The sequence below is a fragment of the Clostridia bacterium genome, assembly GCA_035561135.1.
Lineage (GTDB): Bacteria > Acidobacteriota > Terriglobia > Terriglobales > Acidobacteriaceae > DATMYA01.
This window is the reverse complement of record DATMYA010000051.1, coordinates 137,921-162,475: the sequence shown is the minus strand read 5'-3', so window position 1 is coordinate 162,475 and position 24,555 is coordinate 137,921. Positions and strand designations below refer to the sequence as shown.

General features: G+C 57.9%; 25 protein-coding genes. 16 read left to right on the top strand and 9 right to left on the bottom strand.

Translation table 11 applies throughout. The features are described 5' to 3' along the window. Positions 1-692: 692 nt before the first annotated feature. From VN622_11265 to VN622_11230, 8 genes are all read left to right on the top strand, one after another. Entirely contained in the window at positions 693-1,190 is a 498-nt protein-coding gene (locus tag VN622_11265) for a RidA family protein (protein ID HWR36437.1), read from the top strand. A 171-nt stretch (positions 1,191-1,361) separates the two neighbouring features. Further along, entirely contained in the window at positions 1,362-2,222 is an 861-nt protein-coding gene (locus VN622_11260) for a UbiA-like polyprenyltransferase (protein ID HWR36436.1), read from the top strand. A 144-nt stretch (positions 2,223-2,366) separates the two neighbouring features. After that, positions 2,367-2,933 carry a sugar O-acetyltransferase gene (locus VN622_11255; protein HWR36435.1) on the top strand — a complete coding sequence of 189 codons (567 nt, stop codon included), beginning with the start codon at positions 2,367-2,369 and terminating at the stop codon, positions 2,931-2,933. Positions 2,934-2,998: 65 nt separating this feature from the next. Further along, entirely contained in the window at positions 2,999-4,153 is a 1,155-nt protein-coding gene (gene mqnE, locus VN622_11250) for an aminofutalosine synthase MqnE (protein ID HWR36434.1), read from the top strand. 267 nt (positions 4,154-4,420) lie between these two features. Beyond that, the gene (locus VN622_11245) at positions 4,421-5,464 is read left to right on the top strand and encodes a hypothetical protein (protein ID HWR36433.1); all 1,044 of its coding nucleotides are present in this window, start codon (positions 4,421-4,423) and stop codon (positions 5,462-5,464) included. 58 nt (positions 5,465-5,522) lie between these two features. After that, positions 5,523-6,689 (top strand): hypothetical protein, encoded by a 1,167-nt coding sequence (locus VN622_11240; GenBank protein ID HWR36432.1) that lies wholly within the window; start codon positions 5,523-5,525, stop codon positions 6,687-6,689. Positions 6,690-6,937: 248 nt separating this feature from the next. Then, the gene (locus VN622_11235) at positions 6,938-8,182 is read left to right on the top strand and encodes a N(4)-(beta-N-acetylglucosaminyl)-L-asparaginase (GenBank protein HWR36431.1); all 1,245 of its coding nucleotides are present in this window, start codon (positions 6,938-6,940) and stop codon (positions 8,180-8,182) included. Positions 8,183-8,355: 173 nt separating this feature from the next. Then, a complete protein-coding gene (locus VN622_11230) occupies positions 8,356-8,883 on the top strand; it encodes a hypothetical protein (protein HWR36430.1) in 528 nt (175 codons plus the stop codon). A 217-nt stretch (positions 8,884-9,100) separates the two neighbouring features. Here VN622_11230 and glpX read toward each other — a convergent pair whose 3' ends face one another. The 3 genes from glpX to bstA all read right to left on the bottom strand — a co-directional run bounded on the left by glpX (position 9,101) and on the right by bstA (position 12,193). Next, positions 9,101-10,135, bottom strand: a complete 1,035-nt coding sequence (gene glpX, locus VN622_11225) for a class II fructose-bisphosphatase (protein HWR36429.1) — start codon at positions 10,133-10,135, stop codon at positions 9,101-9,103. A gap of 196 nt (positions 10,136-10,331) precedes the next feature. Next, positions 10,332-11,513, bottom strand: coding sequence for an acyl-CoA dehydrogenase family protein (locus VN622_11220; GenBank protein ID HWR36428.1), 1,182 nt, complete (start codon positions 11,511-11,513; stop codon positions 10,332-10,334). Positions 11,514-11,656: 143 nt separating this feature from the next. Then, positions 11,657-12,193: a bacillithiol transferase BstA gene (gene bstA / locus VN622_11215; protein ID HWR36427.1), complete on the bottom strand. Its 537-nt coding sequence runs from the start codon at positions 12,191-12,193 to the stop codon at positions 11,657-11,659. Between the two features lie 156 nt (positions 12,194-12,349). Here bstA and VN622_11210 point away from each other — a divergent pair, with 156 nt between their 5' ends. Then, on the top strand, positions 12,350-13,267 hold the full coding sequence (locus VN622_11210) for a hypothetical protein (protein HWR36426.1): 918 nt from the start codon (positions 12,350-12,352) through the stop codon (positions 13,265-13,267). 211 nt (positions 13,268-13,478) lie between these two features. Beyond that, on the top strand, positions 13,479-13,658 hold the full coding sequence (locus VN622_11205; GenBank protein HWR36425.1) for a hypothetical protein: 180 nt from the start codon (positions 13,479-13,481) through the stop codon (positions 13,656-13,658). A gap of 71 nt (positions 13,659-13,729) precedes the next feature. On the opposite strand, the gene pyrF is transcribed toward VN622_11205, so the two are convergent. Both pyrF and VN622_11195 read right to left on the bottom strand, forming a co-directional pair. Continuing rightward, entirely contained in the window at positions 13,730-14,440 is a 711-nt protein-coding gene (pyrF, locus tag VN622_11200) for an orotidine-5'-phosphate decarboxylase (GenBank protein ID HWR36424.1), read from the bottom strand. A 211-nt stretch (positions 14,441-14,651) separates the two neighbouring features. Then, on the bottom strand, positions 14,652-15,131 hold the full coding sequence (locus VN622_11195) for a septal ring lytic transglycosylase RlpA family protein (protein HWR36423.1): 480 nt from the start codon (positions 15,129-15,131) through the stop codon (positions 14,652-14,654). Positions 15,132-15,672: 541 nt separating this feature from the next. Here VN622_11195 and thiD point away from each other — a divergent pair. Further along, positions 15,673-16,482 carry a bifunctional hydroxymethylpyrimidine kinase/phosphomethylpyrimidine kinase gene (gene thiD, locus VN622_11190; GenBank protein ID HWR36422.1) on the top strand — a complete coding sequence of 270 codons (810 nt, stop codon included), beginning with the start codon at positions 15,673-15,675 and terminating at the stop codon, positions 16,480-16,482. 186 nt (positions 16,483-16,668) lie between these two features. Here thiD and VN622_11185 read toward each other — a convergent pair whose 3' ends face one another. Beyond that, positions 16,669-17,907 (bottom strand): tetratricopeptide repeat protein, encoded by a 1,239-nt coding sequence (locus tag VN622_11185; GenBank protein HWR36421.1) that lies wholly within the window; start codon positions 17,905-17,907, stop codon positions 16,669-16,671. 223 nt (positions 17,908-18,130) lie between these two features. Between VN622_11185 and VN622_11180 the strand changes: the two genes are divergently transcribed. Next, entirely contained in the window at positions 18,131-19,162 is a 1,032-nt protein-coding gene (locus tag VN622_11180; protein HWR36420.1) for a hypothetical protein, read from the top strand. Positions 19,163-19,266: 104 nt separating this feature from the next. Here the strand turns inward: VN622_11180 and VN622_11175 are convergent, their stop codons facing one another. Next, positions 19,267-19,698 (bottom strand): zinc ribbon domain-containing protein, encoded by a 432-nt coding sequence (locus VN622_11175; protein ID HWR36419.1) that lies wholly within the window; start codon positions 19,696-19,698, stop codon positions 19,267-19,269. Positions 19,699-20,060: 362 nt separating this feature from the next. Then, positions 20,061-20,297 carry a hypothetical protein gene (locus VN622_11170; protein HWR36418.1) on the bottom strand — a complete coding sequence of 79 codons (237 nt, stop codon included), beginning with the start codon at positions 20,295-20,297 and terminating at the stop codon, positions 20,061-20,063. Positions 20,298-20,425: 128 nt separating this feature from the next. On the opposite strand from VN622_11170, the gene VN622_11165 reads away from it, so the two are divergent. The 4 genes from VN622_11165 to VN622_11150 all read left to right on the top strand — a co-directional run bounded on the left by VN622_11165 (position 20,426) and on the right by VN622_11150 (position 23,346). After that, entirely contained in the window at positions 20,426-21,628 is a 1,203-nt protein-coding gene (locus VN622_11165) for a tetratricopeptide repeat protein (protein HWR36417.1), read from the top strand. A gap of 95 nt (positions 21,629-21,723) precedes the next feature. Continuing rightward, positions 21,724-22,047, top strand: a complete 324-nt coding sequence (locus VN622_11160; GenBank protein ID HWR36416.1) for a PspC domain-containing protein — start codon at positions 21,724-21,726, stop codon at positions 22,045-22,047. 30 nt (positions 22,048-22,077) lie between these two features. Beyond that, complete coding sequence (locus VN622_11155) at positions 22,078-22,875, top strand: alpha/beta fold hydrolase (GenBank protein ID HWR36415.1); 798 nt, start codon at positions 22,078-22,080, stop codon at positions 22,873-22,875. 63 nt (positions 22,876-22,938) lie between these two features. Beyond that, the gene (locus tag VN622_11150) at positions 22,939-23,346 is read left to right on the top strand and encodes a hypothetical protein (protein ID HWR36414.1); all 408 of its coding nucleotides are present in this window, start codon (positions 22,939-22,941) and stop codon (positions 23,344-23,346) included. A gap of 78 nt (positions 23,347-23,424) precedes the next feature. Here VN622_11150 and VN622_11145 read toward each other — a convergent pair whose 3' ends face one another. Further along, positions 23,425-24,456: a tetratricopeptide repeat protein gene (locus VN622_11145; protein HWR36413.1), complete on the bottom strand. Its 1,032-nt coding sequence runs from the start codon at positions 24,454-24,456 to the stop codon at positions 23,425-23,427. Between the last annotated feature and the right edge of the window lie 99 nt (positions 24,457-24,555).

Genomic DNA, 24,555 nt, shown 5'->3' with positions numbered 1-24,555 from the left:
ATATGGAGCATAATTGATGTCTCCTAAGAATCTCCCGAGCTCATCTTGATTAACCGCGTAAGGTTCTATTTTCGTGTCTCGTATGAACAACCCCGGAACTTATGTTGAATCGCGGGTTGCCCCTCCTCGCGTTCTGCCTCTTCTGCTTGCCTCTGGGTCCGTAACACGCCTTGGAAGAAGGCTGTGTAGAGAAGCGCCTCGCGTTCTTCGGGCGTCCTGATGTGTTTCGGCGACTGCGTGCTTTGCCGTCGGACAAATGTGGTGCTGGAAGTGGGGGTCTGTTCTTGCCCTATTAGCAAAAGTGGCGCTGCTAACAGCGCCACGACTAGAGCAGATATGAATGCCTTCATCAGTATGTCTCCAAGGTTGATCTTTGCTGCTACACAGCAACCAGCTTGGCCGCGAGAGCGGCTGGTCTGACACAACAACTGGAAACGGATCGGAAACATCGGCGAAAGACTACCAACCGTGGTGTCAACGCACAACCTTCAGCTCACAACACACTATTTCCTTTCCCGTAATGGGCCGCAACTCATTTCGAAATCGAGGTGGAGCGCGTGCGCCATTTGTTTCGTATTGACTAATCGTATTCACTGATCACGTACCCGCCGAGGCTGCCGCTTGCAGCGAAAAGCAGAGTTGCTGCACAATGCTGACTGGGCGCTTTTTTGTCCATGCTGCCTCACACCCACATGCGTTCACGCAAATTGCTGATCGTTATTGCCGCGCTGGTTCTGTGCACCAGCACTCTGGCGGGCCAGTCGCACCCGAAGCGCAAACACATCAATCTGCCGAATCGGCCGCCAAATGCGCCGTTCAGCGACGCCGTTATGGTGGGTGACTCGTTGTATCTGGCCGGGAGAATCGGTCTGGATGCGAAGACCGGCAAGCTCCCAACGGATGTGGACGTGGAGATTCGGAACTTGCTGGGCAGCTTCCAGGCATTGCTGGCGCAAGTTGGCATGTCCATGGACGACCTGGTGACGGTGCAGGTCTTTTGCCCGGATGTTTCGCTTTACGAACGCTTCAACGCCGCGTATCGACACGAATTCAAGAAAGACCTTCCGGCGCGCGCGTTCATAGGGTCGGGTCCGCTGCTCTTCGGGGCGCACTTCGAGATGCAGGGAATCGCCGTCCGGAACGCAGTGGAGGCACAGAAGAAGACCAACCGAAAGAACCGCCAGCCCTAGGGTACCCAGGTTAGCGCCGTGCTGTCCGGCGTTAACCTGGAGAACTTACTGGCCAGCACCGAGCAGGACTTAGCGTTGGGTGAACTGGCCGGATGCGTATTGGCCTGCTCCGTTCGGGGGAAGATCTGTCGGACTCGGCTTCCCGGCTGTGCTCTCATTTAAAATCAAGTTGTGCCTCTCTTCCGCAATATTGGAATCACGCTGGAAATGATCAAGTGGGAGCATTCGTTTCTGACGCTCCCGTTTGGTTTGACCGGCGCTGTAATCGCCGCGCAGGGAGTCCCGTCTGGGCGTGTTCTCCTCTGGATCTGTGTGGCCCTGGTCGCGGCGCGTTCGGCGGCGATGGCTTTTAACCGCCTGGCCGACGCCGACATCGACTCCGGCAATCCTCGCACGGCGGCGCGCGCTCTGCCGGCGGGCTTGCTCTCGCGGCAATTCGTTCTTGGGTTCGTGCTCGTGTCTTCGGCCGTGCTAATGCTCGCCGCCTGGCAGTTGAACCGGTTGGCCTTCTATCTATCGCCGCTAGCGCTGATCATCGTCTTCGTATACTCGTACACGAAGCGTTTCACGCGATGGGCGCACCTGTTTCTGGGACTGGCCATGGGCGTCGCGCCGGCGGCGGCATGGGTAGCGGTGCGCGGCACTTTCGACGCGCGCATATTGATCGTCACCGGGGCGGTGATGTTTTGGGGTGGCGGTTTCGACGTGCTCTACAGCTGTCAGGATTATGAGTACGACTGTCGGGCGAACCTGTATTCCGTGCCATGCGTCTTCGGTATTGAAAGGGCGCTGGTGATTGCGCGCGTGTTCCACGTCATAACGTTCGCGTTGTTTGCGTGGATGCTGGTCGCATTTGGGATGGGAACGTTCGCTGTCGCCGGTGTGGTGATCGTGGGACTGTTGCTGGCGTATGAGCATTCGCTGGTGAAGGCCGACGACTTGAGCAAGCTGAACGCGGCGTTCTTCACGACGAACGGATTCATCTCGATGTTGTTGCTGTTGGCGGTAGCGGGGGATTATCTCGTGCGGTAGGGGGCCGCGTGGCGTCGGGTTTACATATTCGCCAAATAACTTCGTGACTTCTTCTAGTTCACATCGCACCCTTGCGATTGCATGCCGTAGGTGAGTTGGCCCACCCAGAGCCCGAGTGGGTAAATGATCCGCTAGAATTCGGATATGGGCGCGACCGAAAAGGAAAAGATGCTCTCGGGCCAACTTTACCGGGCATCAGATCCTGAGCTGAAGCAGGCGCACGCTTCCGCGCAAAGGCGCATGCGGCGCCTAAACGCAATCGCAAATGAAGACGCCGTTGCGCGTTATGATCGGCTTCGTGATCTGCTGGGTAAAATCGGTGAAGACACAGTTTTCATGTCTCCATTTTGGTGCGATTACGGTGTTAATATCCGCATCGGCCGCAATGGCTTCGTCAACTACAACTGCATCTTTCTTGACTGCGCGTTGATCACCATCGGCGATGACGCTCAGATTGCGCCTTGCGTGCAGATCTACACCGCGCACCATCCGCTTGACGCTGCAACTCGCCGTAGCGGATTGGAGATGGCAACACCGGTCACAATTGGGAACAACGTGTGGCTGGGGGGCGGCACGATTATCTGTCCCGGCGTGACAATTGGGGACAACACGGTCATTGGGGCAGGCAGTGTAGTCACACGGAGTATTCCCGCAGGAGTGATTGCCGTGGGCAATCCCTGCCGCGTGCTCCGTCCGGCATCGCTGAAATAAACACATGCCGCAGACGTCGCCTCCTGCTGTGATTCCTTATTGCCGTGCGTTATCATCGAAGGGCAATGGCAGAATCTACGGTTGACACGGTTTCCGGTATGCACCCTTTCCAGACACATGATGCGCGGCTGGCGCGAATCGCCGAGAAGGTGATGGCGCGTGAGCGCCTGGACTTCGACGAGGCGGTTGCGCTGTATCGGTCGCCTGACATTCTTGCCGTGGGCTGGCTGGCGAATCACGTTCGCGAATGCATGCACGGCAATGTCGCGTACTTCAACGTTAACAGGCATATCAATCCCACGAACGTCTGTGTGGCGGCTTGCAGGCTGTGCGCCTTCGGACGAAAGAAGGACACGCCAGGCGCGTACACGATGTCGCTGGAGCAGGTGTGGGAGTCCGCTGCGTCCGGGTACACGGAAGCGATTACGGAATTCCACATCGTCGGCGGACTCCATGCGGAGCTGCCGTTCCAGTATTTTCTTGACCTGGTAACTGGCCTGAAGGAGCGCTATCCGGACGTACACATCAAGGCATTCACGATGGTCGAGGTGGCTTTCTTCGCAAAGCTGTACAGGATGTCGATCCGCGACGTGCTGCTCAAACTGAAAGCTGCAGGCGTGGATTCGTTGCCTGGAGGCGGCGCAGAAGTTTTCAGCGAGCGCGTACGCTCGATCATCTGCGATCACAAGATTGATGGAACAGAGTGGTTGGATACGGCTCGCGTCGCGCATGAGATCGGGCTGAAGTCGAATGCGACCATGCTCTACGGTCATATCGAAAATGACGAAGATCGCGTCGATCACTTGATTAAGTTGCGAGCTTTGCAGGACGAGACCGGCGGCTTTCAGACGTTTATCGGGTTGGCGTTCCATCCTGACAACACTCCGCTACAGCATCTGCCGAAGACGACAGGGATGCTGGATCTGCGGCAGATCGCGGTGTCGCGACTGGTGCTGGACAACTTCCCGCATATCAAAGCGTACTGGCAGATGCTCACGCCGAAGATTGCACAAATCGCGCTCAGGTTCGGCGCGGACGATATTGATGGAACCGTGGTGGAAGAGAAGATCTATCACGACGCAGGGGCTACGACTCCGCAGGGAATGACGCGACATGAACTGATACGGTTAATCACGGAAGCCGGAAGAGTGCCGGTCGAGCGCGACACTTTGTACAGACCGGTGACCAGGACGGAGACTTCGGTCACAGTAGCGGTATAAGAATCAAAGAAGAGTTTGTACTTGAAAGCCGCTGCCCATGGGATGTTTCGGGCAGCGGCTTTTTGCATTTAACCGTCGGTAAGAGCGACTTGGGAACCTGAGCTGAAGTGCTGCAAAAACGCGGTTAGAGCACGTTTTATGCCGCATTTGGGCGGGGCAAAAGCAACTCCCGTTTTGCCCCGTGCCTCTCTATAAGCGGGTGTAAAATTCCGCTTTAGGACAGTAGCTGCCGGGGATTGGACCTGTATTCCCAGCCGAGGCTTACGCATGAATGTGCATTTCAGCTACAAGCTGCCTAAAACCCCCGCCCTTGAGCAACACATTCAACAGCAGATTGACAAACTGCGCAAAAGGCTCCAGGTTTTTCGCCCCGAGCTGATTTCGCTGTACGGGACTGTCGAGGCAAACCAGAAGACAGGGACCGTAGTTTCTCTGAACCTGCGTCTCCCGTCGGGGCAGATGGCCGCACAAAGGATGGCCGACAGCGACGTAGGTGCAGTGAAGCGCTCATTTGAAGACTTGACCGAGCAGTTGACCAAGCACAAAGACCACCTTCGCAGAAAGCACACTTGGCCGCGAGAGCGTGGCGTGGAGCGAGAGCGTCTCGAGCCGCAGGTGCCCTTTGAGGAGACGATCGCGGCAATTCGTCCGGAGATGGTTTCTGTCGCGGACATCAGCAGCTACGTGGATGCGAACCTGCCTCGTCTGCAAAGATATGTCGAGCGCGAGTTGCGATATCGCGAGAACAACGGGCAGCTTCGCCCGGGAGAGCTGACGCCAGAAGAAGTTATCGATGAGGCGATTGCGAGCGCGCTCGATGACCGCTCGGAGAAGCCGGAAAAGATAACCTTGGAGCCGTGGCTGTATCGGCTGGCGAACAGCGCGGTCTCGCGGCTGCTGAACCAGACGAGGCAGGAGATCGGATCGGTACGGCTTGAGTCCACCCCGCGCAGCAGGGAAGAGCCGGGCAGCGATGAGCCGGTGTTGCAATTCCACCAACCGGACGAGTCGCTGACGCAGGAGAACCTGATCGCGGACTCGCGGCTTTCGACGCCCGAAGATGTGGCGGCAAGCGACGAGATGGTGGCGATGGTGGAAATGGCGCTACGCCATGCGAAGCCGCACGAACGCGAAGCTTTCATCCTGTACACGATGGAAGGTTTCACGGCGAATGAGATCGCGGTGATTACAGACCGCAAGTTGGAGGAGGTGCGCGCGTCGATCAAAGCTGCACGCGAACACCTGCGCAAGTCCTTTCCTGCCGCCAGTCCGATCAAGGACAAGCTGATCGAACACTCTAGAACGGCTTGATTTACGCGCACGACCCTTCCTACGGAATCATGAACGGCGTTGCTGAGGAGATGTACCTATGATTACGCGAGAAGCTATTCGCGAGCTTGCACAATTCGAATCACCAGAAGGTTGCGCCATCAGTTTCTTCTATCAGCCTGGGACTCCGCAGAACCAGTCGCATCGTGAGGAGGCGATCCTGGTTAAGGACCTGGTGCGCGCCGCACTGAAAACGGCGGAGAAAGAAGGCAGGAACGGCTGCGCGCGAGACGATCTGCAACGCATCCTGGATCTAGCTGATCAACTGCACGGAAATGGAGGACGCGCAAAAGCTATCTTTGCGGATGCAAAGCGGGGCGTCTGGAAAGAGTTCAACCTTCCGGCATGGCTTTCCGGAACTCAGCTCATTGTGAACAACCGCTTCCATTTAAGACCGCTTGCTCCCGTCGTGGAGAGACATCCGCGAGTGGTGGTATGCCTGCTGGACCGCACGAAGGCGCGACTGTTCGCTTTTCGCCATGATGAAATACGGGAACTCGTCGACTTCTTCAATGACCTGCCGAGGCGCGGGCGCAGTGATGGTTGGGCCGGTTACGATGCTGGACACGCCGAGCGCAAGGTTGCAAACGACGCAATGCAGCACTACAAATTTGTTGCCGATGCGCTGCTCGAGATGCATGACCGCGGCGGTTTGGATTCGCTCGTGATCGGTTGTCGCGATGAGAACTGGAACGAAATTGAATCGCAGTTCCATCCCTATGTACGCCAGAAGCTATCTGGGCGTTTCCGCATCGATCCCGCGACGGCAAGTCCAGAAATGATTCGTGAGCAGGTGCAGTTGATTCTCGACGAGCACGAGTTGAATCGGCGGCATGGATTGGTACACGAGGTGCTGGGGGAGGCGCAGCGAAACGCGAGGGGCGCAATTGGACTGCGTCGCGTGCTGCGATCGCTGGAGAAGGGCGAGGTTCAAACAATGTTAATCGGCGAGCACCTCAAGGCCCCCGGGTCGGAGTGCAGCAACTGCGGACATCTGGGTCTGAAACAGCACTCCGAATGCTCGATTTGCGGGCAAGAGACACGCGCGTTGGAGGACCTGGCGGATGCGATGATCGGAAACGCGCTGCGAAATGGGATTGAAGTGGTGTACATCCAGAACGATCCAGATTTCGAGAAGGCAGGAAATGTCGCGGCGTTGCTGCGGTTCAGGGCAGATCAGAACACGGCGATGAAAATGGCAAGCTAGGAGGATGTGAAATCGGACAATTGCGAATCTGATAAACGAAGGGCACGGCAGAGCGCCGTGCCCTTAACTGCAGGACCCGACTGCAAACGAATTCCTTCCATACTGCATACAACCAGACTTTAGCAGCCCCAGAGCTTATGCGCCCTCTGAAACGGTGACCGGGCTCCGTTGCTACTCTCAGGGCTTTTCAAAGATTCGCTGCGCTGTTATCGTGCCTTGTAATTTTCGAGCGCGTACAGAGACGCGCAATGCAAAACACTGGAGGCACGATGACGTTTTCTCGCCGCGATTTTCTGGCTACGGCGGCCATGGGTTCGGCTTCGCTGATGACGCTTGACGTTGAAGCACAGATTACGAAGACAGTCGATCATCAGGTGGCCAAGACAGAGCAACAGAAGGGCGGCGCGTGGAAGAAGCCGGTCATCATCAGTGCCGCAAACGGGTTCAACTTTATCGATGCCGGATACGAACGGTTGCGGCGTGGCGGCGATACGCTGGACGCGATCAACGAAGTGATTCGCGGACCGGAAGACGATCCGAACGACGATAGCGTCGGCTTCGGCGGCCTGCCCAACGAAGAGGGAGTGGTGGAACTGGATTCGTGCTGCATGCACGGGCCTTCGCGCAGGGCCGGCGCTGTGGCGGGCGTACACAACATCAAGAATGTTTCGCTGCTGGCGAAGACCGTGATGGAGCATACGGGACACGTGATGCTGGTCGGCGAAGGCGCGGAGCGCTTTGCTGTAGCTCATGGTTTTTCGAAGGAGAATCTGCTGACGGAACGCTCGCGCAAGACGTGGATGTTATGGAAAGAAACGATGTCGAACTCGGACTGGTGGGGCCCGGGGCTGGCCGACCCGAACTTCAAGTTCCCGGACGAGCAGACGAGCGCGGAGTGGCAGGAACAGCACATGAAGAAGATGGAAGAACTCGCGGCCGAGATCGGCATTCAGCCAGAGTTTCGCGTTGCGGCGATCAAGCGCGTGCTGAATCCGCCGACGGGAACCATCAACTGCTCGGCCCTCAGCGAAAAAGGCGAGATGAGCAGCGCGACCACGACCAGCGGGCTTGCGTGGAAGATTCCTGGACGCGCTGGCGACTCACCCATCATCGGCGCGGGCTGTTATTGCGATCAGGAGATTGGTGCTGCCGGCGCGACGGGCAACGGCGAAGAGAACATTAAAATCGTCGGCGCGCACACCATTGTAGAGAACATGAGGCATGGCATGTCGCCGGTAGATGCGGGCATGGACGCTCTGAAGCGCATTGCGCGGAACTACAACAACGACATGAAGAAGCTCCGTTATCTGAACATGATCTATTACATTCTGCGCAAAGATGGCGCCTATGCCGGCGTGACGCTTTGGAGCGGCCCCGCGGAACGACGCCGGAAATTCGCGGTGCATGACGGAGAAAAGCGCCTGGAAGAGTGCGCGTTCCTGTTCGAGGGGACAGCGCTGGGCTGGCCGCCGATGCCTGCGCGAAAAAGATAGCGTGATTTGGGGAACCATCGAGACCGATCGTTCGTAGAGATGACATAGGCGGTGCTCTGCCCTCCGTACAAGAACAGCGTACGGTGGGCTGGGTGTCTTGGGTGTTTGCTTTGGGAGGTTTGCTTTGGGTGGGTGTACACTACCGCCAATTCAGAATCCAGTCGGGGGAGTGAATGCGAAAAGCTCTAGTGTGCATCGCGCTTCTATCATTGGCGATGCCTTCCGCGGTCGCAGATCCCAGGGGTCCGTCCACGCCGGAAGAGCGCAAGCGCGCGCTCGACGTTATTGAGAAACTGGAGCAGAGCCCAATGGATCCGGCCCTGAAAAGGGACCGCGAATGGGTGTTCCAGTGGATCAAAGAGGTTCCCGATGTTCATGCGAATATGTGTTCGGCGATTGTTGGGCCACTGCTGAACGAGAAGAACACAGACGCTCGCAAGGCATTCACGCTCCAAAACATCCTGGCAAGCGCGGCCTTCCGCATGCAGCATCCGGAAGACAAGGACTCGGTCAAGATTTACCTGGCTGGCACACAAGGCATGCTGCGCGCCTATGAGAACGTGACCAGGCAGGACCCGACCAAGAAGTCTCCATTTCTTGAGCAACTAAAGAGCAAGGAGCAAATCGGGCAGTTGGAAGATTATGTTCGCCGAGGTGCCCGTCAGTGCAGTAAGCATCCGGCGACGACGCTGGCGCCCTAAGGGCGTGATTATGAAGGCCTTCCGCCATGGGCGGGAGGACCTTTTGCTTTGGTTGTCTGATGTGCGCGAGTGGGCCCGATGCCAGCCGGTTTGCGCTGCTGGCCGGGTGTTCGGCGGTGACTCTCGACATAGCGTCGAGCGAATATTGAACGGGAGATCTGAAACTGAGACGGCCTCCATGGCGGAGGCCGTTCCAGTGTGCTGCTTGATGGGCTGTTTACATGAAGCGAACTTTGACGTCCGGCCTCTTCTCCAGGTGGATGGTTTCGATGAATCGCACCTTGCCATTGGACATCTTCATGATCAGGGATGAGGTTCGAGTGCCTTCGCCGAAGAAGCGCACGCCTCTGAGCAGGGAACCATCGGTCACGCCGGTAGCGGCGAAGATGATGTTCTTGCCGGGCGCGAGTTCGTCGGCGGTGTAGATCTTCTTGATGTCATTGATGCCCATGCCCGCCATGCGCTCGCGCTGCTGTTCGGTGTAGCCGGTAAGGCGTCCGACCATGTAGCCGTTCAGGCAGCGAATGGCAGCCGCGGTGATCACGCCCTCCGGCGCGCCACCAGCGCCCATCACGGCGTGTACGCCGGTTCCGATAACGGCCGAGGCAATTCCGGGCGCCAGGTCGCCATCAGTAATCAGGCGAATGCGCGCGCCAGCCTTGCGAATGTCTGCGATAAGCTTTTCGTGGCGCGGACGATCCAGCACGATGACGACAAGGTCTTCTACGTCGCGATCGAGGCGCTTCGCGACGTTCTTAAGGTTGTCCTCAACGGGAGCGTCGAGATCGACAGCTCCGTGGCAGGAGGGGCCGACAACGATCTTCTCCATGTAGCAATCGGGCGCGTGCAGCAGGCCACCGCGTTCGGACGCTGCGAGCACGGTGATGGCATTCGGCGAACCTGTTGCGCAGAGATTCGTGCCCTCGAGGGGATCAACCGCAATGTCCACTTCCGGAAAGGTGAGTCCTTGAACGCGCGCTCGGCCAACCTTCTCACCGATGTAGAGCATGGGTGCTTCGTCACGTTCACCTTCGCCAATGACAATGGTGCCCTGCATGGGAACAGTGTCCATCACCTGGCGCATGGATTCGGTAGCGGCCTGGTCGGCGCGCTTTCGATCCCCCTGGCCCATCGTCTTGGCGGAGGCGATCGCGGCAGATTCTACGACGCGTAGAAATTCGAGTGCGAGATCGGCCTCGAGGTTGGTGGACGTTGACTGTGCCAGGTCTGTTGGTTGCACCTTTGTACCCATGAAAGCCTCCGCGAAGGCGCTTGCTGACCGCACGGCGATAACTGCCGGTACGATGCCAGCGAATGCGCAGCTTCGATTTTCCAGACTTCGACTTGCCAGACTTCGAGCCCGAGTTGACGCGATTGCCGTGGACCGGATTACCCCAGAATCAAAAACCCGGTCCTATGAGATGGGAGAAACATCTTTGCACCAGAGGTCAGAAAGCGTCAATGCCGGTGATCGACGAGCCCACAATCAGAGTATGGATGTCATGGGTGCCCTCGTAGGTTTTCACCGATTCCAAATTCATTATGTGACGCATGATCGGGTAGTCGTCAGCCACTCCGTTCGCACCCAGAATATCGCGTGCCATGCGGGCACACTCAAGGGCCATCCAGACGTTGTTCCGTTTCGCCATGGAGATGTGTTGGTGAGCGACGGTGCCGGCGTCCTTCAGGCGACCAACCTGCAAGACGAGTAGCTGGGCCTTGGTGATCTCATTGATCATCCATACCAGCTTCTCCTGCACGAGTTGATGGCCGGCAATCGGCATATCGCGGAACTGCTTGCGCAGCTTCGCGTATTGGAGCGCCGTGTCATAGCAGGACATGGCAGCGCCAACGGCTCCCCAGGCAATTCCGTAACGCGCCTGGTTGAGACACATGAGCGCGTTCTTCAGGCCTTCAGTCTTGGGCAGAATGTTGCCGGCCGGAATCCGTACGTCCTGAAGCGAGAAGCCGGACGTGACGGACGCACGCAGGGACCACTTGCCGTGCACGTCTTGTGCGCTGAAGCCCGGACGATCGGTTTCAACCAGGAAGCCGCGGATGCGGTCGCCTTCGTCCTCTACCTTGGCCCAGACGACGGCTACATCGGCGATGCTGCCGGAGGTGATCCACATCTTCTCGCCATTGAGAATGTAGTCGTTGCCGTCCTTCTTTGCGCGGGTGCGCATGCCATTGGGGTTAGAACCGAAATCAGGTTCGGTAAGACCGAAGCAGCCGAGCTTGTCGCCCTTTTGCATGGCGGGCAGCCACTTGTCTTTTTGCTCGTCGCTGCCGAACGCCCAAATGGGATACATGACGAGCGCCGACTGTACGCTGACGAACGAGCGAACGCCACTGTCGCCGCGCTCCAGTTCCTGCATGACAAGTCCGTACTCGACGTTGGACATCTCGGCACAGCCGTAGCCCTTGAGGCTGGCCCCGAAAAAGCCGAGGTCGGCCATGGGCTTGACCAGTTCGCGCGGGAAGCGTCCGTCGCGATTGCACTGCTCGATGATGGGGACGAGGTTGTCTTCGATGAACTGGCGCGCGGTATCGCGCACCATGCGTTCTTCGTCGGAGAGCAGCGAGTCGAACTGAATGAAATCGACGCCTTTGAACTTGATCGCGGACATGTGAATTCGCCAGTGGCCAGTTGCCAGTTTTGGGCAGCCGCAGAAATCTTTGCGGCGCTCAACGAGAACGCTTGAAGGTAGCAAGCGGGGAAGAATGGGTCAAACGGAAGGAGCACGAGTCGGCATACGCGATAGCCGGAGCGCTACCAACCCATACGGTTCCGCAACTCTGTTATGTGCGCGACATGGTGCTTGCCGTGCCAGGCGTACATGGCCACGTACCGGTCGAGTACAACTTCGCCGAGTTCAGGATGCCGGAGTTTACGGTCAAAGTCAGCGGGCTTCATGGAGCGCAGAATGGTGGTGAAGCGCTGATGCAAGCGGTCGAAGAGCTGCAGAGAGACTTCGACGGGCAGCTTGGAGTCTGGCTGTTCGGCCCACGCCTTCTCGTCGTACGGCTTCACCGTGGGCTCGTTCTCAGTCAGTGCGAGCTTGAACCGAATGTAGGCGTTCATGTGACTGTCGGCCACGTGATGCACAACTTGACGCACGGTCCATCCGCCTTCGCGGTAGGGCGTATCGAGTTGCTGGTCGGTGAGTCCGAAGACAGCGGCGCGAAGCTGAACGGGTGCTTGCTCGATTTGGTCGATATAGCACTTGCGGTCGGACTCGGTGTTCGGGCCGGCCCAGGTGAACTTGCCGATTGGGTAGCGAGCGTCGGTAGTTGGGTGCGTGCTCATGAAAGGGATTGTAATCGGGTAGTTTGGAAATTGTCGTTTGAAAACAAGGAGCACCTCTCGTTCCAGCGATTCTGTTTCAGTCGAATGCGAAAGCCATCCGCCTCTACAGGCCCAGCATCCGCTTAGAGCAACAAAATCCTCAGTGAGGCGACTCCGATGAAATTTCACTTGATCTCAGCCCTGCTTATTGGATTCTTGGCATGTACGATGGCGTTTGCGGCGGATAGCAATGTATGCCAAAAGACCTCCCAGGCAGCGTTACGTTCCTGCAATCGAGGAGCACAAAGCGATTATTGGCAAAGAGTGGGAACCTGCGACAACATTCCCGGGTGGGGCAAGCGAAGACAATGCAATGAGACAGCAGCCGCAGAAGCGAAGGATGCGTTTGATGAGTGCAAGTCTCAATTATCGGGACGTCAACAAGCTTGCCGACGGCTTGGTGGCGAGGCGTACGATCCTGTCATTGATCCTGCAAATTTTTCGACCGAGATAGACAATCCATACTTCCCATTGAAGCCAGGGACGATCTTCATCTATGAGGGGAAGACTCCTGACGGTGTTGAGCATAACGAAGTTGCTGTCACGCGCAAGACCAAGGTGATCTTAGGCGTCACCTGCGTTGAAGTCCATGACACGGTAAGGGTAAATGGCGAGCTCACCGAGAATACGCTCGATTGGTATGCCCAGGACAAAGAGGGCAATGTCTGGTATTTCGGAGAAAACTCGGAGGAATTGTCCGAGGGCTTGGTCGTCAGCCTGGAGGGTTCCTGGACAGCAGGCGTCGACGGCGCGAAGCCAGGAATCATCATGGAAGCTCATTCCGTAGTTGGGGATTTCTATCGTCAAGAATTCTCGCTGGGCACGGCCGAAGATCTGGCGGCCGTAGTCGGTCTGGACAAGACGGTCAGCGTTCCAGCCGGCAGCTTCCACCATTCCCTCGAGACAGAGGAGACCACGCCCCTTGAGCCGGGCGCCCGAGAGCACAAGTTCTACGCCCAAGGGGTCGGAAATACTCTGACCGTTGATCTGGTTACTGGTGAGCGGCTCCGGCTCATTCAGATCAAGACCGAATGACGCAGGCGGTTTGAAATTACAAATTCCAAATTTCCAATTACAATGAAGCTGCTACCCGGCGAGTGAGATTGGCGCAGTGCGCCCGTTGACTCGGATCGGCTCGTATTCTGGCGTCTTCCAAGGCGCTGGGCCGTCCCCGAAAATTGCTCCCGCAACAGCAAAGAACCGCTCCCGCAAGGGTTGACGGCACATTTCTGTCAGGAGAACCAGAATGGCGAAGATCGCAAAGACGGCGGACCGTAAAAAGGTCATGGATACCCAGAAGAGCACGGACTGTCCAAAGTGCGGCAAGGCGACCCGTATCGTGAAGCGAGTCAAGGACCGCGAGCGCAATGTTCCCGGCGGTGTTTACATTTCCTGCTCGGCCTGCGAATTTTTCGAAAAGCTTTAAAATCTAGTCGTATTCAAGAAATTCTGACGCGCCCATTTTGGGCGCGTTTTGCTTTGAAACGAGAAAACTAATCAGACGCTCGCGGCAGTGATTTCGGCAAGGATCTGGCGTGCGGTTTGGGCGGGATCGACGGCCTCGGTAATGGGACGTCCGACGACGATGTGGCTGGCCCCCGCCCTCATGGCTTGGGCTGGCGTGACTACGCGGGCCTGGTCGTCCTTCGTGCTGCCTCCCGGGCGGATGCCGGGAGTGACGATTGCGAAACCCGTACCGAGTTCACGGCGCAGTTCCCGCGCCTCGTGGGCAGAGGCGACGATCCCCCCGCATTTCTGCTCCAAAGCTAGGTTCGCCAGCCGGAGCACCTGCGACTGGACCGTGCCCGAGACGCCTACCTCCAGCAGGTCCTCGTCGGAAAGGCTGGTCAGAACGGTGACGGCCAGAATGAGTGGCTGCGTAGGAGAGGATTCGGAGGCTTCGGCTGCGGCGCGAAGCATCTTGGCTCCGCCGGATGCGTGGACCGTCAGCATGGCGACGCGCAACTCGGCGGCTTGCCGAACTGCGGCAGCCACTGTGTTTGGTATATCGTGGAACTTGAGATCCAGGAAAACTCGGCGGCCGCTGGCAACGAGTTCTCGGACGATCTGCGGGCCTTCCGCGGTGAAAAGCTGTTTGCCGACTTTGAACATTGAGACGGAGTCGCTCACGGCGTCGATGATGCGGTGGGCTTCCACGGCAGAGGAAACATCGAGCGCCACTATGAGGCGGTCGCAAGAAGCAGTCATGTACGCATGGTAATCGTGGGAGGCTTAATCGGGGAATCGGAAATGGTGAGAGGTTGATTCCCCCATCCACAGAAGCAAGTGATGGCGGCCACGAAGGGTAGTCCTTCGCTCGTGGAAGTCGATAGATAAAAGAGAAAACGCACCAGAGGTCGAGCTCTGGTGCGAATCATCTACGGGCCAGTTCTGGGCCGATTGGCGGGAGTCGAAGCCTCTAATGGCTTCCGATAACTTCCTGGGCCTGGGCGAAGGTATCGGGTTCCTTGACGACGTCGAGCCGCACGCGCTCGACGCCTTTGCGACGGAACTCGAGAATCTGCGCTGCTCCGTAGGAGAGGTCAATAATCCGACCTTCCACTACAGGGCCGCGGTCGTTCACTCGGACAATGACCGAACGGTCATTGCTTAGGTTCGTTACTCGAACCCAGGTTCCCAACGGTAGATTGGGATGGGCGGCGGTAAACCGGAACATGTCATACGACTCGCCGCTGGCGGTTGCTTTCCCGTGGAAAAACTTGCCGTACCAGGACGCCCTGCCGACTTGGTAGGGCTTGGCCGCCTTTTGTTTTGCGACCTGTTTGACGTGAACCGAGGTTCCCTTGGCCGTGGAGTCTGATGTTTTCTGTCCGGGTGCCGCTCCCAGGGTGCTGGCCAGAAGAACAGCCATCACGAATTGGGTCAGTACTCGTCCCATTAAACACCTCGCTTCAATGTCAAAGTCAACTCCTCGTCTTTCGCGTTCTCTCTGTACCCAGCTGGCTGGGCGGATTCTGTAATTGTATGAAGCTGCTGGACTTAGAGTCAATGACTAAAGCGCATACCCTAACTTTATGGTTGCGCTTGGGGCCGGTCCGTGTTAGGGCGTTGCGGGCGATGGACCTAGTCCCGAACAACGGCGAATCACCCCGTTTTGGAAGCGTTTCACCCTAGAACTGGGTTTTGGCCAGCTCAAAGCCGATTTGCCGCCTTCCCCTGCGACCCAAAGTTAGATGCGCCAGTGCTGGTTGTGAATAAGAATCTTGCTTTCGGAGGCACTTATTTTACGTGGGCAATCTCGACAGCATGCGCTCGGACGCCTGAGTTTATACGGGCTTGTGCTCGCGGTAGTGACTCGCGGCAGCAGGCGCACGGGTCTGAGCGGGGTAAGCTAGATGTTACCTAGTGTTACGCGGCTTGTTCCCCTCTTTAGACGTTCGGAGCTTTTCAGGCGGACAGCTTTGGAGTAGTTTTGGCGCATGAACATGAAGCAGACCGGCCCTGTGGTGCTCAGTATCGCTGGCTATGACCCGTCATCCGGGGCTGGCGTGACTGCCGACGTAAAGACGATAGCTGCCCATGGCTGCTACGCCCTGACCTGCATCACGTCGTTCACGGTCCAGAGCACGACCGGCGTTCGCAGGGTCGAGCCGCTGGCCCCTGCAATGGTTGCCGAGACGCTGACAGAACTGGAGTCGGATTTCAGGATTGCTGCCGTGCGAGTGGGAATGCTGGGGTCGCCGGGGGTGGCTGAGGCAGTCGCTGAGTTTCTGGACAGGGCGAAACTCGCGAACGTAGTGCTGGATCCCATTCTGAAATCCTCCTCCGGGGCAGACCTGCTGGAGCCACAAGGTTTCGAGGTGTTGCGGAGCAGATTGCTGCCGCTAAGCGAAATCATTACACCGAACATCGATGAAGCTGGCGTGCTTCTCGGGCGGGATGTTTCCAGCCTGGATGAGGCGAGGGCAGCCGGTAGAGATCTGCTGAACATGGGGCCGAAGGCCGTTGTCGTCACAGGCGGGCATTTGCCGGAAGCGGTCGAGGTGCTGGTATGGCGGGCACCGGGCGGCGCGGTCGAAGAACGGCTGTTCCGTTCCGAGCGTCTGAAGACGCTATCAACACACGGAACCGGTTGTGCGTTTGCCTCCGCGGTAGGCTGCGAATTAGCGCTGGGCAGGGAGCTACCCGAGGCAGTCGCCGGGGCCAAGGAGTACGTCAGGCGGGCGATCGAATCGGCCGAGCCGCTTGGACATGGCAACGGCCCACTCAACCACTTCTGGAACTTATAGTCTGATATTCGAAGGGAAGGCAGAAGTCGTAGGCGGTTAAGCCGCCTTTTCGGACGGAAGGACTGTGAACAGCAGATCCTTCGCTCCGCTCAGGATCACCCCGCTTGTTGCACGTGGTTTCTACTTTTCCGGCAGCCTCTTTCGCCAATTTGGTGGGCAGAAGCTTCAATTGGTTTGTCTAATCGTCTAGCGAGGAAGCTGCTGAGGCGGTTGCTGGTTCTGCTCTGGAGTCCGCTGGTCCTGCGTGGTTCCGCCTGTGCTACCCGAGTTCGCGGAAGGAGCAGCGGACGACGATGGCTGAGGCGTCCGGTCGGGATCGACGACCGGTGTGTTGTCGCGACGCCGCAGGAGAGCAGGGCCACCTTCGCGGCGCTTGGCCTCCAGGTCGGCTTCGGTCGCCGCAGCTACGGCGCGACCATTGCTGTCGGCTACGGTGCCAAGCCGCAGGCCCTCCAGTTCGCGGCGCGTCGCGATGGCCACCCTGGCATCCGAGCCGTCGGCTTCGCGTGCGCGCGAATAGAAGAAGTCAGCGGTTTCGCGGTCGCCATCCAGTTCGGCAAGGTAGCCCATGTTGTTCAGCGTGAATGCATTGCTCTCATCCAGTTTGTATGCCTGATCAAAGTATTGGCGCGCGAGGCGGCGATCATTGCGATTGATGGCCGAGACACCGCGCAGGTTCAATCGTGCGACTTTGGTGAGCACGTCCTCCTGCCTATCCATGGCATCGCGAACCTTTTCAGCGTTTTCTTCCGCAATTTCGCTGATGGGCTTGCCGCGCCACTTGCTGTTGACGGTGACGACGACGGGTTCGTTCGACTTGGCGTTAGCGGCCTTGGCATAGAAGTTCAGCGCCTGATCGAGTTCTCCTTCCTTCTCTTTGGCGAAGCCAAGATTGTTCAGTGTGAATGGATTCCTGGGATCGAGCGCGAGTGCCTTTTGCAAGGTGACGTCAGCCTCGGGAGCCCGATCCTTGAGCAACAGACCCATGGCATAGACGTTCATGCGATTGATCTGCATCTGCTGGTCGGCTGCGATACCGGCAACCTGGTTGACGGGCTTGCCTCTCATGTCCTCGCTGGTGGAGCGATCGACAACGGCGTCGGAGTGCTGCTCGGCGGCGAGCGCGTAGTAGCGTTGCGCACGATCGATCTCGCCTTCCAATTCCGCGATGTAGCCTAGATTGTTGAGCGTGAACGGGTCATTGGGGTCGAGAAGGTAGGCCTTATAGAAAAGCCTCTTCGCCTTGTTGTAATCGTGCTTCTGGACCGCTTTTACGCCATCCTGGTTGAGCTTCTGTACGGGTGTTGGTTTGCTGCGCTTTGGGATCTTGAGGCGAAAATCACCGGCACTGGCCGTGGTGGCAAGAGCGAGAACAAGACCACAGACCGTCAAACGCAGGGAACGGTGCGCTTGCATAAAAGGCATCCAACCTCCGAGAGCGAGGGCAAAGAGGCTGCGCACAAAACCGGCGCGCCTCTGCCCAATCACTTGGATGGAAATATTCGTGGCGGTGTTGCAGCCACTTGGGTTCCGTGATGGTTTTTGCACCCCGTGATGCCACCTGTCCGGACGGTTTGGGCATCCAACTCAGCCCAGAAACAGTTCTGCAAGCTTCGGCGTTTGCTCTTATCCGAATCCGAGGAGCGCGATGAAACGCAATTACCTGTTCAGGGTTGGGGCGCTGGCCCTTGCCAGCATGGCTGCCGTCGCACAAGAGGCAGGGCCGAAATCCACCAACAACTGGAACGAACCGGCAACAAAGATTCAATCGCAGAAGACGGGGCAGGCCGGAGCATCGACCACACAAGCGAGTCAGGCGGGTGCTCAGCCCGAAACGAAGCCTGTGGCGCAATCTGGAAACCAGCCGCAGACATCGGACGGACCGCAAACCGTGATTCTCCCGGCCACCGACGCGCCTGTGAGCGCGGACCCGTTGATAGAAGCAGCCGAGTCTCCGAAAGGGCCGCTGACGTTGATTGGTGGGACGGCTGTTAAGGTGGATCGAGTGCGCAACCGGCTCGTACTGCAACCCTTCGGCGGCGGCAAGAAGATGAGAATCGTGTTCGACGATCGCTCGCACATTTATCGCGACGGGCGCGAGACGACGGTGACTGGCATACGGGAAGGCGACCGCGTTTACGTCGATACGATGCTGGTCGGCGGCAGCATTTTCGCTCGAAACCTGCGCGTACAGACGCAGAGTGGCCCCGCAGAAGCGCGCGGACAGATCACCGCCTACAACCCCACGACCGGCATAGTAACGATGCAGGACCAATTGACGGCTCAGTCGGTTGAGTTTGTTGCCAATCCTGGGATGCCGGTGAAGGCGAGCCACGGACCCGCTACGGTCGCAGACCTGCGACCAGGTGCGCTGGTGGATGTAATCTTTCAGCCGGGACGAGGACGCGCCGGCGGAGCGCGGGAGATTTCCATTCTGGCGCTACCGGGTGCGAGTTATTTCTTTGCCGGGCGGGTGACCAATGTCGATTTGAGCGCCGGCTTGCTGGCGATCGAAAATCAAAGCGACAACAGGAACTACGAATTGCGCTTCGATCCCGCAAGACTGGGACGCCAGGAGATATTGGCGATTGGAGCCGAAATTACGGCGAATGCGACATTCGATGGTCGCGGTTACATGGCGCAGACGCTTTCGGTTTCTCAGCCAGCCGCACAACAGTAGGATTTTAGGATTTGCGACAAATGAAAACGCCTCCGCAGGGGCGTTTTCGTTTGTCGGACTTCAAACCACGCGACCGGTAAGTAACGCTGTCATTGCTCTGTTCGCTATTCGCCGCTTTTCCTTAACAAGATAGCGGCACCAAAGGCGACTAGAGCTGCAAGCATCCACTCAATACGCCATATCTGAACAGCCTGCCAATCAAGTACGGTGTTAGCCGTGTAGATGACCCCCGTCAGCATGGCGGCGAGGGCGCAGGCAAAGCCCACCACCATCAGCACGAGCGATGCGCTGCTCATGCCCAAACGCTCCTTGATCTGATCGAAATCCAGCATGCGGCTGAACGCCGGACGTACTCCGCCCATGCCCATCTGTGTTTCGCGCTCCGCGCCGCAAACGTGGCAGAAGCGGGCTCCCAGGGCGTATTCTGTCCCGCAGTTCGCGCATAGAACCTCAGTGGGCGAGGCATTCAGATTCGTGCGCGGCGGCTGCGCCGGCCTCCAGTATTCCTGGGTATCATTTCGTACAACGTCTGGCATTACAATCCCTCCCGGTGCTCCTCTTATGGGCAAGAGTGGGGCCAAAGTCCGGAGAAAGTTTTTGCTGCAAATACGGGTAGTTGCGAGGATTTGGCCGGGGCGGAATGGTGGGCGACGGAATAATTTACCCGCCCACCAGAAAAGATGCGTAGTGACCCTGCCCGGCAGCTTCGAAGGCTGTGGCTTTCTCAGGCTGCTGAAAAACTCTATATCGGGTCATCCTGAGGTCACGCCGCTTCTGCGGACCGAAGGATCTGCTTTGTTGTGAACAGCAGATCCTTCGCTACGCTCAAGATGACCCCGCTCAGTGCAAGTGGTTTCGATTTCTTCAGGAGCCTGTTCTGCCGCAATCCACAGCGTGGTTACGCACTAGTTGCCCCCGGCATTCGGAGGACCTTGGCGTTCGGCATGGAGTCACGCCAGAACTCGATGAGAACCAAATCGGAGGACGTGAATCTTAGTTCGGCGGGACGCGGCGTGCCGTCGTTGAAGATGTGTTCGTCGAGTATCCGGTGGAGCAACGTGAGCGAGACGCCGACGGCGTCTGCTATTTCTTGTTCGGTATAGAACTCTTTCACCGGCGGTTTCAGGTTATGCATACGTTGGCGCATTTCCCTCGGGGGCAGCTTCTTTGTACCTGTTTCAAACAGTCCGCACTATCGGGTAAACTGCTCATAAGCGAACATTCATGAAACCTTATCAATCTGCGGCCCGAAGGCTAATTGCCTTGTGCTGCATTACTCTGTTCTCGGTTTGCACCATCACCGTTGCCCTAAGTGCCACTTCAATACCTGCGGCTCCGGCAGGCTTCGTCGTTCCCGACAAAGACCCCATCGCGCGGCGTGGCTTCGACCACTTCTATAACCTCGAATACGATAAAGCGATCAAGGATTTCGAGTCCCTGCAGAAGGAACATCCAGACGATCCTTTCGTGACGAACTACCTGGTTTCCGCAGTCCTGTGGAAAGAGCTGTACAGGATAGGGGCACTCGATTCTGAGAGCTATGCAACGGATACCTTTCTGGACCAGAAGGCGCGGCGGCCTGTGGACCCGGTAGTGCGCCAGCGCGTTCTTGACTTAATCAACCGGTCAATTGCGTTAAGCGAGTTGCGCCTGAAATCCAATCCTAACGATGCGGACGCGCTCTACGCGCGTGGCGTGGCTCGCGGTATGCGCTGTACTTACATGGGGTTGGGGGAGAAGGCGTGGTTCGCTGCCGTGCGCGCGGCGCTCGGTGCGCGGGAGGACCATGAGCGCGTTTTGCGGTTGAATCCCAATTACGTGGATGCAAAGACCATGGTCGGCGTTCACACCTACGTCATTGGAAGCCTGAACTGGGCAGCCAAAATACTGGCGTCCATGGTTGGGGTGAGTGGCAATCGGCAACGAGGGCTAAACTACCTGCGGGAAGCTGCGGGGGCGAATTCGCATTCGAGCATGGACGCAAAGATCGCGCTGGCGCTGTTTCTACGACGCGAGCAGCGCTATCCCGAGGCGCTGGAAGTGGTGAAGAGCATGATCGACGCTTGCCCGCGCAACTTCCTCGTGGCCATCGAATATGCGAATCTTCTGAATGCGGCTGGCCATGGGCCCGATGCAATCAACGCATATCGAACGACCCTGACGAACTACCGGCAAGGGAAGTACGCGCTGGCAGAACCAGAATTAGCGGCATTTGGGCTCGGTGTTTCCCTTCGAGGCCAGCGACGGTTCGATGAAGCGGCGGAAGCGTTTGATAGTGTCCGCACGTATCCGAACGTTGAAAAGGAGCTGGCGCTGAGCGCGAGTCTTGCGGCAGGGCAGATGTATGACACGGTGCTGAAACGCGAGGCTGCGATCAAACTGTACCAGGAGGTTCTTGCGTCCGATTCCAAGGGTCCCTTGGCGGACATGGCACGCAAGCACATGAAAAAGGCTTACCACTACTGAATCCGCACAGAGCTAACCCGAGTAGTTGGCACTTACATTTTTAGGAACTTTCAGCGCAATTATTCGTATCTAATGATGAAAACCGGAGGGGAGACATGTACTGCAATTATTGCGGTAAGGTGATCCAGGAAGACGCAAACCTCTGTGCCTATTGTGGCACGCGCGTGACGGGCGTGATTGCGCGCAAGCGACTCGTTCGTCCCCGCAACACTCGCAAGATTGCAGGTGTATGTGCGGGTGTCGCCGAGTATTTCGATCTCGATATAACGCTGGTGCGGCTTCTGTGGGTCATCATCGCTATCTTCGGTGGCGGCGGACTGCTGGCCTATATCGTCGGCTGGATCGTGATGCCGGAAGAGCCGGAGTATCTGCCGGCAGTGCAGCCTCGTACCGAGCAGGTGCAGTCGCCTCGAACCTAGCGAAACATTGACGGGGGTTAGAATCGCGACATGTACGTGCGAAGCCGTGATGCCGAAATCTTCTACGATGTGGCGGGCAGCGGCCCGCCCGTCATCTTGTTGCATCCTTTCCCCGCAAATCATGAATTTTGGACGCCGGTGGCAGAAGCGCTCTCGACGCGCTATCGCCTCATCATGCCCGATTTGCGCGCGCATGCTGAGTCCAGTCTCGGCGAGGGAATCGCGACGATGGAGAAGCACGCCGATGACATCGCGCGGGTCTGCGATGAAGCGGGAGTCGGACGCGCGGTTTTCGCAGGCATCTCGATCGGCGGGTACGTTCTCTTCGAGTTCTGGAGACGGCATCGGGAGCGCGTTTCCGCCCTTGTGCTGGCGAATACGAAAGCCGCTGCCGATACGCAGGAAGCGCGCGCAGCGCGGTTGCAGTCGGCGCGAGAGGTCCTGGAGCAGGGCCCGGATCGTTTTATCGAGGGCATGATCCCGAAAGTGCTGGGTGAGACCACGCGGACGAACCGGCCCGACGTGGTGGACAGGGCACGCCGGATGATGATGAGCACCAGCGCAGAAGGCATCAGCCGCGCGCAGCAGGGCATGGCAGAGCGGCCGGACTCGGCGCCGACGCTGGCGCTCATCAACGTTCCCACGCTGATCATCGCGGGAGATGAAGACGTTGCCACTCCCATTGCGGACGCAGAGGCCATGCATAGAAGCATTCGCGGAAGTCAGTTGCGAGTTGTGGGAAAGGCCGGACACTTCGCGGCTTTCGAGAGGCCGGAAGAAGCGGCAGCGTTGCTGCGCGAGTTCCTTGGGCAATTGCCGCCCCGGTGAGAGCCGGGATGTGGTGACGAGCGTTTCGAGCGTCTTGGTGGCGCGGAGTAGAATCAGGTGGTCATGATCGATACAGTCCTGGTTCCGGAAGCTACCGTTATCACCGCTAAAGGCGATGGTGCGGCTGTCGATATCAGCGCAGCACAAAGTCGCGTATTTCTTCTCACTTTGAACATCACGGATGCGGTCGAACAGGAGTCCATCGAGTTGAGCGTGTTTGGCTCGCCGGACGGCACGGCTTGGGCGCCAAAACCATCGGCCGCGTTCCCACAGAGTTTCTACCCAGGGCAAACGCCCATACTGTTGGACCTGCGGAATGAGCCGGAGGTCAAGTCCGTGCGCGCTCATTGGGAAGTGAACCGCTGGGGTCGCGGTTCGGAGACGCCGCGCTTCGCTTTGGGCGTCACTATTCGGGAGATTCCACAGGATCTGCTGCGGGAAGTGCAGGCGCAAGCGAAAACTCGCGCGTAATTTCGTCAACTATGAAGGCCTCTATAGCAGAATGCCGTCGGCGATTGAAACCGACGGCATTTGTTTTATCGAGTGTTGCTATCTGCGCCCGCCGGAGGCTGCGAATGCGCGGGCGCGATTGAGTACAGCACGCGCAGTCTCCGCACCGGGGTTGGCAGGGTCCTTGCTCAGGAAGCGCTCTAGCTCCGTGACGGCTTCGTCGTAACGCTTCAGGCCTATGAGCGCATGAGCCTTCACCAGATGAATCGGTCCGTAGTCGTTGCTGGAGAGCGTTTCTGCGCGGCTGGCGTTCTTTTCAGCGGCTTCGAAATCGCCGAGCCCTATCGCGCTTCTGCTCATCTCGAAGTAAGCCTGCCAGGAGTTAGGCGCAAGCACGATGCCGCGCTCAATCGTGCGCTTTGCCTGTTCAAAGCGCCGCGCCTGGTTCATGGCCGCGCCCATGGCAATGTATGCCATGCCGTAGTTCGGATCGTACTTGATGGCATTCTGAAGGTCGGCTTCGCCTTCCTCGAGTTTGTTATCGTTGATGGCCAGTATCCCGCGGATTACGAGCGCTTCGGCATAGGTTGGGAAGAGCTCCAGCGCTTTATCTGCGTGCCGTCGCGCCTCAACAAGTTTGTTTTTGCCGAACAAGTCTCTCGCTTTCTCGAATTCCTTGCGCGCTTTACCGGGTACCTTGAATTGAGCCACCGAGACGGTTGCTGAACTGTCAGGGGCAACGCCATCGTGCCGCGCGATTCGCAGGCTTACGTTGACTTCCATCATCGTCAACTGGACGCGCTCGTGCGTTTCCGATAATCCGTAGGTCGCGACTACTTCGTATTGACCTGCCGGAATGTTGTACATTTCAAACATACCGTTTGTTCCGGTAAAGGTGGTCGTGATGGCGGCATTTGTAAGGGTATCGCGCAGTTCGACCCGAGCGTTTTCCACCCCTTGATCGTCGATGGTACGCACGGTACCAGTGAGCGAAGCCAAAGGGCCCGTGCCATTGCTTGCGTCCCCAGCACCCTGCGTTCCGAGACTGGGTGATGGGCTCCCTTGGGCTGCGAGCGAAAGAGTGGTGGCGACTACGACCAGCAATACAGCGAGCGATGCCCGGTAAGACATGCCATCACCTCGGGAACTTGATATGAGGGTGCTTTCTGCGGGCTCTAAGGCAGGGGCTCTGAGAACCTTTGCAATACCCCACTCGGCGCTTCTTGTTGT